This window comes from Acinetobacter sp. WC-743, assembly GCF_000335555.1.
Lineage (GTDB): Bacteria > Pseudomonadota > Gammaproteobacteria > Pseudomonadales > Moraxellaceae > Acinetobacter > Acinetobacter bereziniae.
Genome location: NZ_AMFQ01000025.1, coordinates 1 through 14,160 on the forward strand (window position 1 = coordinate 1; position 14,160 = coordinate 14,160).

12 protein-coding genes are annotated in these 14,160 nt (G+C 38.7%); 3 read left to right on the forward strand and 9 right to left on the reverse strand.

The window, feature by feature from the left end; genetic code table 11:
* On the reverse strand, positions 1 to 296 hold a 296-nt coding region (locus ACINWC743_RS04110), incomplete at its 3' end, for an IS5/IS1182 family transposase (RefSeq protein WP_009584487.1).
* 646 nt (positions 297 to 942) lie between these two features.
* Here ACINWC743_RS04110 and ACINWC743_RS04115 point away from each other — a divergent pair.
* Positions 943 to 1,563, forward strand: coding sequence for an RBBP9/YdeN family alpha/beta hydrolase (locus ACINWC743_RS04115; RefSeq protein WP_009584479.1), 621 nt, complete (start codon positions 943 to 945; stop codon positions 1,561 to 1,563).
* 157 nt (positions 1,564 to 1,720) lie between these two features.
* Here the strand turns inward: ACINWC743_RS04115 and purD are convergent, their stop codons facing one another.
* The 7 genes from purD to ACINWC743_RS04150 all read right to left on the reverse strand — a co-directional run bounded on the left by purD (position 1,721) and on the right by ACINWC743_RS04150 (position 9,160).
* The gene (gene purD / locus ACINWC743_RS04120) at positions 1,721 to 3,004 is read right to left on the reverse strand and encodes a phosphoribosylamine--glycine ligase (RefSeq protein WP_005032218.1); all 1,284 of its coding nucleotides are present in this window, start codon (positions 3,002 to 3,004) and stop codon (positions 1,721 to 1,723) included.
* Between the two features lie 135 nt (positions 3,005 to 3,139).
* Positions 3,140 to 4,714: a bifunctional phosphoribosylaminoimidazolecarboxamide formyltransferase/IMP cyclohydrolase gene (gene purH, locus ACINWC743_RS04125; RefSeq protein WP_004824458.1), complete on the reverse strand. Its 1,575-nt coding sequence runs from the start codon at positions 4,712 to 4,714 to the stop codon at positions 3,140 to 3,142.
* A gap of 94 nt (positions 4,715 to 4,808) precedes the next feature.
* Complete coding sequence (gene fis / locus ACINWC743_RS04130) at positions 4,809 to 5,078, reverse strand: DNA-binding transcriptional regulator Fis (protein ID WP_001086304.1); 270 nt, start codon at positions 5,076 to 5,078, stop codon at positions 4,809 to 4,811.
* Positions 5,079 to 5,452: 374 nt separating this feature from the next.
* Complete coding sequence (locus tag ACINWC743_RS04135) at positions 5,453 to 6,310, reverse strand: zinc-ribbon and DUF3426 domain-containing protein (protein ID WP_009584477.1); 858 nt, start codon at positions 6,308 to 6,310, stop codon at positions 5,453 to 5,455.
* A gap of 21 nt (positions 6,311 to 6,331) precedes the next feature.
* The gene (prmA, locus tag ACINWC743_RS04140) at positions 6,332 to 7,234 is read right to left on the reverse strand and encodes a 50S ribosomal protein L11 methyltransferase (RefSeq protein ID WP_004824454.1); all 903 of its coding nucleotides are present in this window, start codon (positions 7,232 to 7,234) and stop codon (positions 6,332 to 6,334) included.
* Between the two features lie 126 nt (positions 7,235 to 7,360).
* On the reverse strand, positions 7,361 to 8,239 hold the full coding sequence (locus ACINWC743_RS04145) for a bile acid:sodium symporter family protein (RefSeq protein WP_009584495.1): 879 nt from the start codon (positions 8,237 to 8,239) through the stop codon (positions 7,361 to 7,363).
* Between the two features lie 495 nt (positions 8,240 to 8,734).
* Positions 8,735 to 9,160 (reverse strand): hypothetical protein, encoded by a 426-nt coding sequence (locus ACINWC743_RS04150; protein WP_004824452.1) that lies wholly within the window; start codon positions 9,158 to 9,160, stop codon positions 8,735 to 8,737.
* A gap of 254 nt (positions 9,161 to 9,414) precedes the next feature.
* Between ACINWC743_RS04150 and mnmG the strand changes: the two genes are divergently transcribed.
* The gene (gene mnmG / locus ACINWC743_RS04155) at positions 9,415 to 11,295 is read left to right on the forward strand and encodes a tRNA uridine-5-carboxymethylaminomethyl(34) synthesis enzyme MnmG (RefSeq protein WP_009584489.1); all 1,881 of its coding nucleotides are present in this window, start codon (positions 9,415 to 9,417) and stop codon (positions 11,293 to 11,295) included.
* A 125-nt stretch (positions 11,296 to 11,420) separates the two neighbouring features.
* Positions 11,421 to 12,365, forward strand: a complete 945-nt coding sequence (locus tag ACINWC743_RS04160) for an ADP-ribosylglycohydrolase family protein (protein ID WP_009584493.1) — start codon at positions 11,421 to 11,423, stop codon at positions 12,363 to 12,365.
* A 501-nt stretch (positions 12,366 to 12,866) separates the two neighbouring features.
* Here ACINWC743_RS04160 and ACINWC743_RS04165 read toward each other — a convergent pair.
* Positions 12,867 to 13,862 carry a helix-turn-helix transcriptional regulator gene (locus ACINWC743_RS04165; protein ID WP_004824446.1) on the reverse strand — a complete coding sequence of 332 codons (996 nt, stop codon included), beginning with the start codon at positions 13,860 to 13,862 and terminating at the stop codon, positions 12,867 to 12,869.
* Positions 13,863 to 14,160 lie beyond the last annotated feature (298 nt).

Below are 14,160 nucleotides of genomic sequence, written 5' to 3' on the forward strand. Positions count from 1 at the left end.
TGATGAGCGCGAATATGAGAACCATCGATGAACAGCCATTCCATATCTGTATTCAGCGATAATAATTTAAATATAGTGAGTAACTTACCACTGCTAGACCAACGATTAAAACGTTTAAAAATAGAGTTGGGTTGTCCAAAGCAAGTGGGGATATCACGCCAAGGGCACCCAGTTCTAATCCTATAAAGAATCGCTTCAATAAAATTTCTTAAATTTGAGTTGAGATGAATGGATAAATTACGCAAAATAGCTTTCAACTTTTGCCAGTGTTGATCTGTTAACATGGTACGAGGCATAGCGAATAGTAGAATTGGGTTTGGCGATTTAATTTTACTACTTCGCTATTTTTTAATCTAAAAGTGTCAACACGCCCTAGTTAGTCTCATAAAAATATCAGTTTGAATCTATTGACTGGCTTGTCTCATTGAATATTTTAACCTGAGTTCGATAAAAACTCTTGATGAAATTTGATACTCGGAAACGTCATCCGCAACTGTTTGAGGCAGGACTACTTCTACAAGGTATTGTTTCTGCGATTGATTAAATATGTTGCTGGTGGTTGACGAGTTTTGCGGTGAGCAGCGATACCGCTGCGCAAGATGGTTGCCCTTGCGGAGCTTCGCTCCTCATGCCAAAACAAAAGTATGGCGAGCCGCAGGCTGATCCTGAAATTGGGTGAAAACTCAGCAAGACTCCGCTGAGACTTAATGTTTTTCAATAAGTTAAAGATGTGGTTACATCGAACTCACGTTATTTTAGATCATAACGTCAGTTGGGCATATATTTCATGATTTAGCTTTTTCGCTGGCTCGGAATGAGTTTATTTCTGATGTGAATTAATTTGTTAGTGTGATGTTCTCAATGCGGTATGAATTCACTTGACACTCACACTACTGTCATACTTTAGCATGATGAATGTCCTGTCAACAGAGTGCTAAACTTATGAGATTTATCATTGTTGTATTCAGTTTTTTTCTATTGATCAATGCAGCATTTGCGCAAAATAATATTTATATTATTCATGGCTACGGTGCAAATGTGAATGATCATTGGTTTGGTTATATTGAGCGTAACATAAGCGATCAAAATAACCGTGTTATAAAAATTGCTTTACCTGATTCAAGTCATCCTCATCTTTTAGCGTGGAATAAAACGTTAAAAGACAATATTCCTCGAATTGATAAACATACATTTTTCGTTGCGCATAGTTTGGGCTGTATCACCTTACTTGATTTTCTTGCGCAATCAAACTTTCAGCAAATCGGTGGGGTGGTTTGTGTGTCAGGATTTTCTGAACGATTGAAAGCCTTACCTCAGTTGGATGGATATATTCTTGCTACGAAAAAAGACTTTTCTTTTAAAAATAAAATTCTGCATGGACAGATGTTTATTTCTGATCATGATCAATATGTTCCAAAAGAATTAAGTCTAACGTTGGCTCAAGAACTTAACTTTGCTTATACAGTGATACCCAATGCTGGACACTTCCTTGCCAGTGATGGTTATATTGAATTTCCACAATTGCTAGATTGGTTAAGAAATGCAACTGAAGCTCATGATTAATTTGAGGGAGCTAATTTAATAAACGAAATTAAAATTTGTGCTTGAATGAGTAATAAAAAACCCGCATTGAAGCGGGTTTTAAACTTCTTTGAGATTAAAAGCGACGACACTTTAAAACTGTCTGCTGCCGCAGGCATTTGTGAAGTATCAAAAGATTTTAAGCATTTTCACGTGCAATTGCGCGGTAACCAATATCTTTACGATATTGAACACCATCAAAAGTCACTTTTTGGCAAAGTTCTAAAGCTTTCGCCTGTGCTTCACCAATTGTGTTACCTAAAGCAGTCACGCAAAGTACTCGACCACCCGCAGTGACAATCTCACCATTGGCATTTTTAGCCGTGCCTGCATGGAATACTTTTGCATCAGCCATTTCTGTATCTAAACCAGAAATGACATCATCTTTGCTCGAAGTTTCAGGATAACCTTTCGATGCGAGAACGATCCCTACAGTTTTACGCTCATCCCATTCAGCTTCTGCCGGAAGTTGACCGTCGATACCCGCTTCAACCAAATCAACCAAAGATGATTTTAAACGCATCATGATCGGTTGTGTTTCAGGATCACCAAAACGACAGTTGAATTCAATCACACGTGGTTGACCTTCATCATCAATCATTAAACCTGCATAGAGGAAACCTGTATAAACATGACCATCTGCTTTCATGCCATCTACAGTTGGACGCATCACTTCTTTCATCACTTTATCAAAGACTTCAGCTGTGACCACAGGGGCAGGAGAGTACGCCCCCATACCACCAGTATTTGGTCCTTGATCGCCTTCAAAAATACGCTTATGGTCTTGTGATGTTGCCATTGGAAGAATGTTTTCACCATCAATCATACAGATGAAAGACGCTTCTTCACCTGCAAGGAATTGTTCAATCACAACACGAGAACCAGCATCGCCGAACTTATTGCCTGCAAGCATGTCATCAATCGCATCAAATGCTTCTTGATTGGTCATTGCAACAATAACGCCTTTACCTGCAGCAAGACCGTCAGCTTTAATCACTATCGGCGCGCCATTTTTTTCTACGAATGCTTTCGCCGCATCTACTTCTGTGAACACATCATAGAAGGCGGTTGGAATATTGTGGCGTTTTAAGAAATGCTTAGCAAAAGCTTTTGAACCCTCAAGCTGAGCAGCGAATTGAGTAGGTCCCCAAATTTTAAGTCCAGCAGCTCGACCTGCATCTACAACACCATTTACAAGTGGTGCTTCTGGACCAACAACAATTAAATCGACTGCATTATTCTTAGCAAAGTGAATAATTGCAGGGTTGTCGAGGATGTCGAGCGCAACATTTTCACATTTATGCTCTGTAGCTGTACCTGCATTGCCAGGCGCAACAAACACTTTTGTGACTTTTTCATCTTGAGCGATTTTCCATGCAAGTGCATGTTCACGACCGCCATTACCCAAAACTAAAATGTTCATTGAATGTATCCTTTTTAAATTCTTTCCTCTCATTTATTGGTGAGGCGGGAATTTAAAGCGTCCTATATTTCGTAACAAATCCCCCTTTTTATAAAGGAGGATTTGGGTGAATTTTCTAATTTGATTTATCGTAAATTAATGACGGAAATGACGCATACCTGTAAAGACCATAGCGATTCCAGCTTCATCAGCTGCTGCAATGGTTTCTTCATCACGCATAGAACCGCCTGGTTGAATAATACATTTAATACCTGCTTTTGCAGCATTATCAATACCATCACGGAATGGGAAGAATGCATCAGATGCCATTACCGCACCTTCAACCACTAAGCCAGCATGCTCAGCTTTAATAGCCGCAATACGTGCTGAGTTGACACGGCTCATTTGACCTGCACCTACACCGATAGTTTGACGACCTTTAGCATAGACAATTGCATTTGATTTAACATATTTGGCAACTTTCCATGCGAAGATCAAATCATCAATTTCAGCTTCAGTAGGAGCACGTTTTGTTACGACTTTAAGATCATCCTTGGTGATCATGCCAAGATCTTGGTCTTGAACAAGTAAACCGCCATTAACACGTTTATAGTCATATTGTGCAGCACGTTCATCAATTTTTGGCAATTCGCCACAAACTAAGACACGAACGTTTTTCTTGGCACCAGTCACTTCAAGAACGCCGTCTGCAATGCTTGGTGCAATGATCACTTCAACGAACTGACGATCGACAATCGCTTGAGCAGTTGCTACATCAAGTTCGCGGTTAAATGCAATGATGCCGCCAAAAGCTGATTCTGGATCTGTTGCATAAGCAAGATCATAAGCTGTTTGAATCCCATCAAGTGATACAGCAACACCACAAGGGTTGGCATGTTTTACGATCACGCAAGCTGGTTTAGCAAATGATTTCACACATTCTAAAGCTGCATCTGTATCAGCGATATTGTTATAAGAGAGTTCTTTACCCTGTAACTGTTTTGCAGTAGAAACTGATGCTTCAGTTGCAGTTGCTTCAACATAGAAAGCAGCAGACTGGTGAGGATTTTCACCATAACGCAGGTCTTGTACTTTATTTAATTGTGTATTGAAAGTACGTGCAAATTTATCTGCTTGACCTTCTTCTTTACCTACTCGAGCGCCTAAGTAAGATGCAATCATGCCATCATATTGTGCAGTATGTTCAAAAGCTTTTACTGCCAAATCAAAACGAGTTGCATAAGATAGCGCACCCTCAGTTTTGAGTTCATTGATCACCGTTGCATAATCGGCTGCGTTTACCACAATACCCACAGATGCATGATTTTTTGCAGCAGCACGAACCATTGTTGGACCACCAATATCAATATTTTCAATTGCATCAGCAAGAGAACAATTTGGTTTAGCAACAGTTGCGGCAAATGGATAAAGGTTTACAACAACAAGATCAATCGCATCAATATTGTGTTCAGCCATGACAGCTTCGTCTAGTCCACGACGAGCCAAGATGCCACCATGAATTTTAGGATGTAATGTTTTTACGCGACCATCCATCATTTCAGGGAAGCCAGTGTGCTCTGAAACTTCAACTACAGCGACATTGTTGTCTTTAAGCAACTTATATGTACCACCAGTAGATAAAATTTCTACCCCAAGAGCAACAAGGTTCTGGGCAAATTCAACGATCCCGGTTTTATCAGAAACAGAGATTAAAGCGCGTTTAATAGTCATGATCTTCATCAACAGTTTTTAAGTCTAGAGATTGAACAGGTAGGCAAAACGTAGGTAAAAAAAATGCCCACGCAAGCCGTGAGCATTTTATCATTTATTCACTCATTAAACCGTGAGCTTTTAACTTTTTGCGTAAAGTTCCGCGGTTTAGTCCGAGAATTTCAGCAGCGCGTGTCTGATTCCCGCGCGTATATTCTAGAACGACAGATAAAAGAGGTTTCTCCATTTCTGCTAGCACCATATCGTACACTTGAGATGGTTGCTCACCTTGCAATTGTGCAAAATAGTGACGAACTGCGCGATCTACGTGAATACGAAGAGCGACATCAGATTGTGCAGTAAAAATAGGAGATTTGCTATTCATGCGAGTTAATCCGAAAAATCAAAATATTGCTTGGGTAAAGCAATATAAATGTGGTCTAAAAAAATCTGAGCCCCGTTTTAGATCCTAAAACGGTTGGCTCTAAAACAAGAACAATTAGCTTGCCACAAATCGTCGAGTTGAGTGAAAAATAAGCGTAACAATAGATTAATATTTGTTACTACACTCTTTTAAACAAAAAAATGTTCTACTTGCGCGATATTGGATATAAAGCACATAACAAAACAGTAGTTTTTGTGAAAAATTGCGAGGAGTTTGCAGGACAAAGCTTTCGTGGCGCGTATGATAGCATTGTCTCAGAAAAAATGAGCAAGAAAACTACATTTTTTTTCATTTTTTTGTAGTTTTTTTTAATTTTATGGATGAATGACGTCTAATTGATAGTCATCAAAACTTTTTCTAGGCTCTGTAATGACAAATTTAAAAGGATATGGGCTATTTTGTGGAATTCGTTTAATTCCTATCAAACTCTTGATGAGATAGTCTTCAGCTGGGATTGAATAAGTTTTGACTATTTTATCATTTGCTTTGAGTGTGACCTTTATTATCGGGAGCTCTAAACTTTTAGAGTACTGATTATTGATCTGACCTGAAAATTGAGTTTGTTGTGAATCAATTGCCTTTACTCTGAGATTACTAATCACGATATGTTTGTAACGTTGATCGACAGTATCACAATGAAAAACTGAACATGCTTTGGTGAAAACAGTATTGATTACAGGATAGCGGTCAGTCAAGTTTGGGTTAAACCAAACAATTTGGAACATTAAAATGCTAAGCAATGAAAGATTGATGAAACTCCAAGCCAGATAATACAAAGTACTTTTCGGTTTGAGCAGATCATCGCCTTTGTGATTGAGTCCCTTCGATAGATTTAAACTGGGAATATTATGAACAGGTTCATTATTAAAGTAGTTCAAATTATTTAAGTAGGTTCTCAGATCTATATTGGAATGTTCAACTTTACGATTGAATATATCCAGCACGCTGGTTTCATTCCGACGATTATCAAAAGACTCCTGATTCAATTTGTGTTCTGTTTCAGGAGTATTTATCGCTTGCTGGTCAGAAGGAGAGGGCTGAAGATGAACCAGTGCATTAAAGTTATCGCCACATTTTGGACAACAAACCATACCTTGCGCAACAGTAAGCTGTGTAACTGACACTTTATAAATTGAAGCACAATTAGGGCAGCGGGTTTGTTTTTCAGCCATAGATAGTTAAATATTCATCGATTAAAATTTCTTACGCGAACCAGAAATTCTGCACCAGTTTTCTTCGCGTTTCTCTACCTCTACTATATCAAAAAATTCAGAATAAACACTAGAAACATCAGCAACTTGCTCTTCAATTACACCTGCAAGTGCGAACTCGCCCTCAGATTTAATTAAAGTTGAGAATTCTTCGGCAAGGGACATCAATGGACCAGCAAGAATATTTGCAACCAGTACATCTGCTTGTTGAGCCTTAAACGTTTCGTTAAATTCTTCTGGAAGCCCGACATAAAGATTTTCAAGTACACCATTCAACTCAGCATTTTGTTTTGTCGCTAAGACTGCTTGTGGGTCGATATCAGTTGCATAGACTTTTTTTGCGCCTAATAACAATGCTGCAACACCCAAAATGCCTGAGCCACAACCATAATCAATCACAATTTTGTCTTTAACATCAGTTTTACCCAGCCATTGCAAGCAAAGGAAGGTGGATGCATGGTTGCCTGTACCAAAGGCTAAGCCCGGATCAAGTTTGATATTGACAGCATCAGCTTCAGGAGGCTCTAACCACTCAGGTACGATCCAGTATTTTTCACCAATTTGAATAGGTTCATAGTAGTCCATCCAAGAGCGTTCCCAAACTTGGTCTTCTAGGAACTCACTTTTCATTGGGGCAGTCGGGAGTTGAGTGCGAATAAATGTCTCTAAAGCCGCTACATCGATTTCTTCATGGTCTTCTTGAGCGTAAATGCCTGTAACAATGACTTTATTCCATAAAGGTGTTTCACCTGGAAGAGGCTCAAGCAAGTCTTGATTTTCAGCATCATCGAGCGTCACACTTACTGCACCTAAAGAACTTAATAAAGTTTCAGTAAAATCAACTTGAGCTTGTTCAACTGTAATATGAATTTGTAACCACTTCACGGGAAAGACCTAAATCGTTTTCTTAAAGCCAATATTGTAACGGAAACTGTCAAGGTGCGCCTAGCTTCAGCCAAAATAAAAAAAGTGGATGTATCAACATCCACTTCGGTTTTATAGGATCATCTTTCATGCACGTTCAATTACAGATTCTTGCGTGGCATGTCTTGAAATCAATGCACCAAATATCGCTGCAAAAATATACATAAATATCGAATAAACTGCAGCAGGCATTGCCACTGTTGAATTTGCCATGACTGTCAATGCGATGGTCATTGCCAAGGTACTGTTATGAATACCTATTTCAAAAGCGCAAGCACGTGCTTGCGCACTATTGATACCTAATAATCTTGGGACAAAATAACCGATGAGCAAACTACAAATACAGAAAATTACTGTAGCTAAACCGACTTGAGTGAGATATTCCAGAATATGTGCGCGCTCTTTAGCAATTGCTCCGATAATGATGAGTATCAAGAAGACCACTGAGAAAATGCGCAATGGTTTATTTAATTTTTCCGTAAAATGAGGTGCATAATGTCGAATCAGCATACCGATACAGACAGGAATTAAAATAATTGCAAAAACCTGAAGAATTTTGCTGAACTGCATACTGATTTGCTGCCCATCATTCATAAAGTATTGAATGGAGAAGTTAACAATCAGGGGGAGGGTAAAAGCTGCGATCACAGAATTAATTGCAGTCAAGGTAATATTCAGTGCAATGTCACCTTTAAATAAATAGCTAAATAAATTTGCGGTACTTCCACCTGGTGATGCAGCGAGTAACATTAATCCAACTGCGAGTAAAGGTGGTAGGGCGAGTACTTTACAGATGACAAAAGCGATACCGACCAAAAGTACCAATTGACAAAATAATGCAATCAAAACCGCTTTGGGATGTTTTGATACCCGAGCGAAATCTTTCGGAGTGAGCTCTAAGCCCAAACCAATCATAATGATGGCGAGGGCGAGTGGAAGCATGATGGTGATTATTCCTGAATCCATAGTTTCATCCTTTTTGTTGTTTTAAATCATTTAAACAGGTGAATATTCCTTACTCAAAATTGAGTGTAATCGAAACAATCAAAATATAAAAATAAAAAACATGACTGATGAATAATTAAAAAAAATACTCTTTTGGAGAATAATAAATTTTATTAAAAAATTAATAAATACAATATTTTATATTTAGAATAAGTGGAGTGGATTCAAGTGGTCATTCAAAGACTATCCCTAATTTTAAATCCCAAAAAATAAATGAATCACCAAAACTTCTAACAATTTGTATAAAGCATAAAGTTCATTGGATATACATGATTGAAATTAAATCACTTGTATGAATAATCAGGTGGTTTAACTATAGGATCCCTGAATATAAAAAAAGAGATCCCGTTAAACGGAATCTCTTTTCTATCAACATTCATCCATTTAGTTTCAATATTGTTGAATGTAGTTACTATTCACAATTGAAACAGGAAGTATTGTTGAGTGTAAGAAAAATTACTGAGCTTGGATAGGATCTTCACTTGGTACAGCTTGGCTAGGTTGTTCAACCGCTGGCTGTTCCGCTTGAGAAGCGTCATTGGTTGCAGGTGCATCAGCACTTGCAGGAGCAGCTTGTTCTACAGCAGGACGATTTTCCATTGCAGGTTCTGGCGCTGCAGCAGCACCTGTTGTGTTACTGCCTGCTGGTGGTGCAGGGAAGCTAAATTGAAGCTTACCATTTTCATTCGGTTCACACGTACCATTAAAAGTTACACCTTTATTGGCATAAGTGACCCAATCACCTTGCTTTTTCTTAGCACAAACCTGAATTTGCTTTTTCACTTCAGCTTTACTGGTGTTCTCCTCAGCAGCATGAGCAAAACCAATTGCCATACAACTCAACAATGAAGCCGTCATCATCTTAGACAATGTATTTTTCATAATCGTATTCCTTGTATTCATGATGGAAAATTTAATTATCTGAGTGATTTTCATGGTATAGCGGTTTTTTGCTAAGTTAAATTTGATTTGTAGGGACTTACTGAAACGAAGTGTCAATTTATGTTGCCTATGTATCTAAATGTTTAATTGAAAATATAGGTCTTTAGGGAATAAATTTTTGTAAAACCGCCTAAAACTGAGCGTAAATTTTTGCTATAATTTCCTGTCATTCTTTTTATCTCTCATTTATCACTATGCATTATCCTAAAGTTTACGATGTCATTGTTATCGGTGGCGGTCACGCAGGTACGGAAGCAGCACTTGCTGCGGCGCGTATGGGTCGACAGACTCTGCTTTTGACTCATAACATTGAGACTTTAGGGCAGATGAGCTGTAACCCTGCTATTGGTGGGATTGGTAAATCTCATCTGGTTCGCGAAATCGATGCGTTGGGTGGAGCAATGGCTCTCGCTGCTGATAAAGGTGGTATCCAATTCCGTATCCTGAATTCGCGTAAAGGCGCTGCTGTCCGTGCGACACGTGCTCAAGCTGACCGTATTCGTTATAAAGCTGCAATTCGTCATACTTTGGAAAATCAAGCTAACTTAGACATTTTCCAACAAGCCGCTGATGATCTTATCGTTGAAGGCGATACGGTGAAGGGGGTCGTCACTCAAATGGGTATTCGCTTCGATGCGAAAACAGTTGTGTTGACAACAGGTACATTCTTGGGTGGAGTTATTCACGTTGGATTGAATAATTCGTCGGGCGGTCGTGCAGGTGATCCTCCTTCTATTTCTTTAGCTGCGCGTTTACGTGAATTAAACTTACCAGTGGGGCGTTTAAAAACAGGTACGCCACCACGTATTGATGCTCGTTCAGTTGACTTTTCTGTGATGATCCCACAAACGGGTGACTTTCCATCTCCAACCATGTCATTCATGGGAGATGTGTCTATGCATCCAGAACAGGTGAATTGCTATATTACGCATACCAACGAACGTACCCATGAAATCATTCGTGGTGGTTTGGATCGCTCACCGATGTATACAGGTGTGATTGAAGGGGTTGGTCCACGTTATTGTCCATCTATTGAAGACAAAATTCATAAATTTGCTGATAAAGACTCGCATCAGGTTTTTTTAGAGCCTGAAGGCTTGGACACCCATGAGCTTTATCCAAATGGTATTTCAACATCATTGCCATTTGATGTTCAGTTTGAGTTGGTACGTTCAATTCGCGGTATGGAAAATGCACATATCCTTCGTCCAGGCTATGCAATTGAATATGATTATTTCAATCCGCAATCGTTGAAATTCTCGTTAGAAACAAAATCCATCAATAACTTGTATTTTGCTGGTCAGATCAATGGTACGACAGGCTATGAAGAAGCTGGTGCACAAGGTTTATTGGCAGGTTTAAATGCTGCTCGTCGTGCTTGGGATCAAGAGCAATGGACACCTAAGCGTGATGAAGCATATATGGGTGTTTTGGTTGATGACTTGATTACTTTAGGGACTAAAGAACCGTATCGTATGTTTACCTCGCGTGCAGAATACCGTTTGATGCTTCGAGAAGACAATGCAGATCAGCGTTTAACAGCGATTGGTCGTGAAATGGGCTTGGTTGACGATGAGCGCTGGGCTGCATATTGTGAAAAAATGGAAGCAGTTGAAAAAGAAACAGGTCGTTTGCAACATCTATGGGCGGCACCAAATAACCCGATGGGTAAAAAATTCGTTGAAATGACTGGTGCAGATCTTTCCAAAGAGTGTTCTGCGATTGATTTGCTCAAACGTCCAAATATCAATTTCTCTCAAATTGCGGAATTGACAGGCTCTGAAGTATCTGCATTTGTGGGTGAGCAAATCGAAATTGCGGTGAAATATGCAGGCTATATCAACCGTCAGCAAGAAGATGTTGCTCAAATGAAGCGTTTGGAAGATACCAAAATTCCTGCTGATTTTGACTATGATGCTGTTTCAGGTCTTTCTCGTGAAATTACCATGAAACTTAAAAATGTATTGCCAGAAACGCTTGCACAAGCGAGTCGTATTCCAGGGGTAACACCTGCGGCTGTTCAATTGGTGATGATTACGATTCGTAAACATAACCAAATGAAAAAATCTGCCTAAGTTTGAATCCTTAAAAAAGCCCGCTTATTGCGGGCTTTTTTATAACCCAAAGAATGTATAGTTGCTTGTTGAAAATATATGGTCTTTATGACAATATAAAATAAATGAGTAGTACTGAGAATAACATGAACAAGCAAGATCGAATTAAAGGTGCAATTTATGGGCTATTGATTGGAGATGCAGTCGGTGTGCCTTATGAGTTTAATCTGCCTGAACAGTTACCTGAATATAATCAAATTGATATGCTTCCACCTCCTTATTTTTCTAAGACTTATCCAGAAATTCCACTAGGGACATGGTCGGACGATGGTGCACAAGCGCTAAGTTTGCTCGATTCACTCCTGTATAAGCATAAAATGGATGCAGAAGATCTCATGAAGCGGTTGTGTAATTGGTATCAGTATGGATATATGGCAGTTGACTATCAAGTTTTCGATGTTGGTGTGCAAACTGCTGAATCGATAAGAAAGTATTTATTGGGTGTCCCTCTATCTCAGGTTGCTAAAAATGATGAACATGCCAATGGTAATGGTTCACTTATGCGCGTATTGCCTTTAGCGTTGTGGCATCAAGGTCCAGATCAACAGTTGATTGAGGATGCGTATACTCAGTCCCATATTACCCATGCACATCTAAGGTCAAAGGTGTGTTGTGCTTTATATTGCTTATGGGCTAGATCAATTCTGAACGGATTGGATATTGAACCTGCGTGGTCGGATGCAGTAGTAAGACTACGCCAATGTTTACAAGATCGACCAGAAGATTTGCAACAGCTTGAGTTATATATTCGTCCTGATGAATTAGTTCAGGGGACGGGGAGTGGTTATGTGGTTGATTGTTTAAATTCAGCAAGATATGCCCTCCAAAAAAAGTCATATCAAGATGTGATTAAAAGCTCGATTGCATTAGGCAGAGACACCGATACAACTGCATGTGTAGCTGGTGGTATAGCTGGATTGTATTTTGGTTATCATGCCATTCCTCAGCTATGGTTGGATCAATTAAGAGGCAAAGCGTTGGTGGAACCTTTATTGGAAAAACTCAGTATTCACATCGCATCTTCAAAATGAATATTTATATCAATCGAAAGTCATTTGAATGATGAAGCTTTGATTTTATCACTACAATCATCAACTAAGCATATCTTGATAAAGATTTTAATTGCGCATCTTATTGGTTTTTGTTTGCGATAAATTCTAAATAATTAGATTCAACCTAAGGTTATACAAATAACGCTTAAACAGAATTGGTGAAAAACAAAGCAGTTTTAATTATTTTTCAGTTTGAAAAATCGTGGTTATAGTCAATCTACATTCAAACGAGAGGTGGTTACTATGACGATGAAATCAATCCGTTACAACAATGCTGAACTTGCGTGCTGTCTGATGTGATGTTCAACTTACTCCAATGAAAACTCATGTCTTGTGGACATGTAAAAATGTGACATGAGTTTTAATCAGCGCAAAAATAATAAAATTTAAAAAAACAAAAACAATAAGATATCAGAGCCGAGAGGCTCTTTTTTATTGGGGCTTGTATGTAGAACTTGTATCTATGCTAGTTAATATTGATTATTCAATTTCATGAACTGCATTAAAAACTTCTACAGGTTCGATTCGAACAATCTTTTTACCGAAGCTTCTCAGCCACCATACCAATTGTGAGGTAAAGGGAACTACTGCACTCACTTGATACAGTTGTTCATTTAATTGTTCAACTTTTTGCTCTTTGCTGAGCTGACTTTCTGTAAAGTACTGCGCATCATCTTCGTGCATCACCAGTTTTAATTCAACATTCTTGGTCGGTTGAGAAAAATCAACTCTAAAACCAAGTGCACCTGAATCAATGTACTCATCAATATCAAATTTAACAGGATGTAATGCTCGCAAGTCTAAGACTGTTGCTGATTTAAAACGATGTAAAGCAAAAGTTTGGACTTCGGTTTTATCATGTCTGGTACAAATCAAATAAATGATCGCACCTTTTTGCACCAAGCCTAAAGGATTGAGAATATAAGTTTTTTCTTCTCCTTGATGACCACGTGAACGGTAAATACATTCAATTTGCTTGTCTTGGAGTAATCCTTCATAGATTGCCTGTTGCGCCTGTCTCTCAACCAAAGGAGGGATTACAGGCTGACTAGCAGGAACAATACGAACTCGATTAATCCATTGTCGAACATTATTTTGAGTTGACAAACTGCGACGAGCTAGATCAAACCAAGGATTCATTTCATCAATCAAACTTGGTGGTAACAGGTGCTTTAAATGTTCCTCAACCATCATAAATGTGACTGCCTGAGAGCTGGTCATATGAGGCAAGCTTTGAATTGGTGCATCTGAGCGCCAACGCCAACCTTGAGGCACAGTCTTGTTGCTTTCGATGGGAAAGCGTTGCGCAATTTGATTGAGATCACGTTGAATAGTACGCAAACTGATCTCAATTCCTTCACGTTCTAAGACTTCTTGTAACTCACGTGTTCCCATCCATTTACCCGTAGAAAGTCGGGACAAAATTTGCCATTGGCGATAGAGGCTGTTGGAGGTTTCTTTTTCTTGTGCAGACATGTCAAATATCGTTGAAATCGTGAAGGTTTAAGGGAAATAAATCTGCTACACAATAGAAAAATAAAAAACTTTCTGCAAGTTCTATCCTTAAATTAATTTGTTAGACCTTGAAAACACTCACTAAAAAATTTTGAAACAAGTTCGATCAAAACTCACATTGAGCTAAACAATAAACAATGAATTAATAAAAGCTGGTTAAAAGATTTCAAACCTGATGCTAAAAAACATTTTAAGACTCAATGATTGTTGGCATTGATATTGCTTGATTCATCCTGCCACCAGAGAACATAAGAAGAGG

Excerpts from the sequence above, each read along its gene's own strand:
- ACINWC743_RS04165 (WP_004824446.1), bottom strand. The coding sequence starts at position 13,862 with ATGTCTGCACAAGAAAAAGAAACCTCCAACAGCCTCTATCGCCAATGG.
- ACINWC743_RS04115 (WP_009584479.1), top strand. The coding sequence starts at position 943 with ATGAGATTTATCATTGTTGTATTCAGTTTTTTTCTATTGATCAATGCA.
- ACINWC743_RS04150 (WP_004824452.1), bottom strand. The coding sequence starts at position 9,160 with ATGAAAAATACATTGTCTAAGATGATGACGGCTTCATTGTTGAGTTGT.
- purH (WP_004824458.1), bottom strand. The coding sequence starts at position 4,714 with ATGACTATTAAACGCGCTTTAATCTCTGTTTCTGATAAAACCGGGATC.
- ACINWC743_RS04135 (WP_009584477.1), bottom strand. The coding sequence starts at position 6,310 with ATGGCTGAAAAACAAACCCGCTGCCCTAATTGTGCTTCAATTTATAAA.
- mnmG (WP_009584489.1), top strand. The coding sequence starts at position 9,415 with ATGCATTATCCTAAAGTTTACGATGTCATTGTTATCGGTGGCGGTCAC.
- ACINWC743_RS04145 (WP_009584495.1), bottom strand. The coding sequence starts at position 8,239 with ATGGATTCAGGAATAATCACCATCATGCTTCCACTCGCCCTCGCCATC.
- fis (WP_001086304.1), bottom strand. The coding sequence starts at position 5,078 with ATGAATAGCAAATCTCCTATTTTTACTGCACAATCTGATGTCGCTCTT.
- ACINWC743_RS04160 (WP_009584493.1), top strand. The coding sequence starts at position 11,421 with ATGAACAAGCAAGATCGAATTAAAGGTGCAATTTATGGGCTATTGATT.
- purD (WP_005032218.1), bottom strand. The coding sequence starts at position 3,004 with ATGAACATTTTAGTTTTGGGTAATGGCGGTCGTGAACATGCACTTGCA.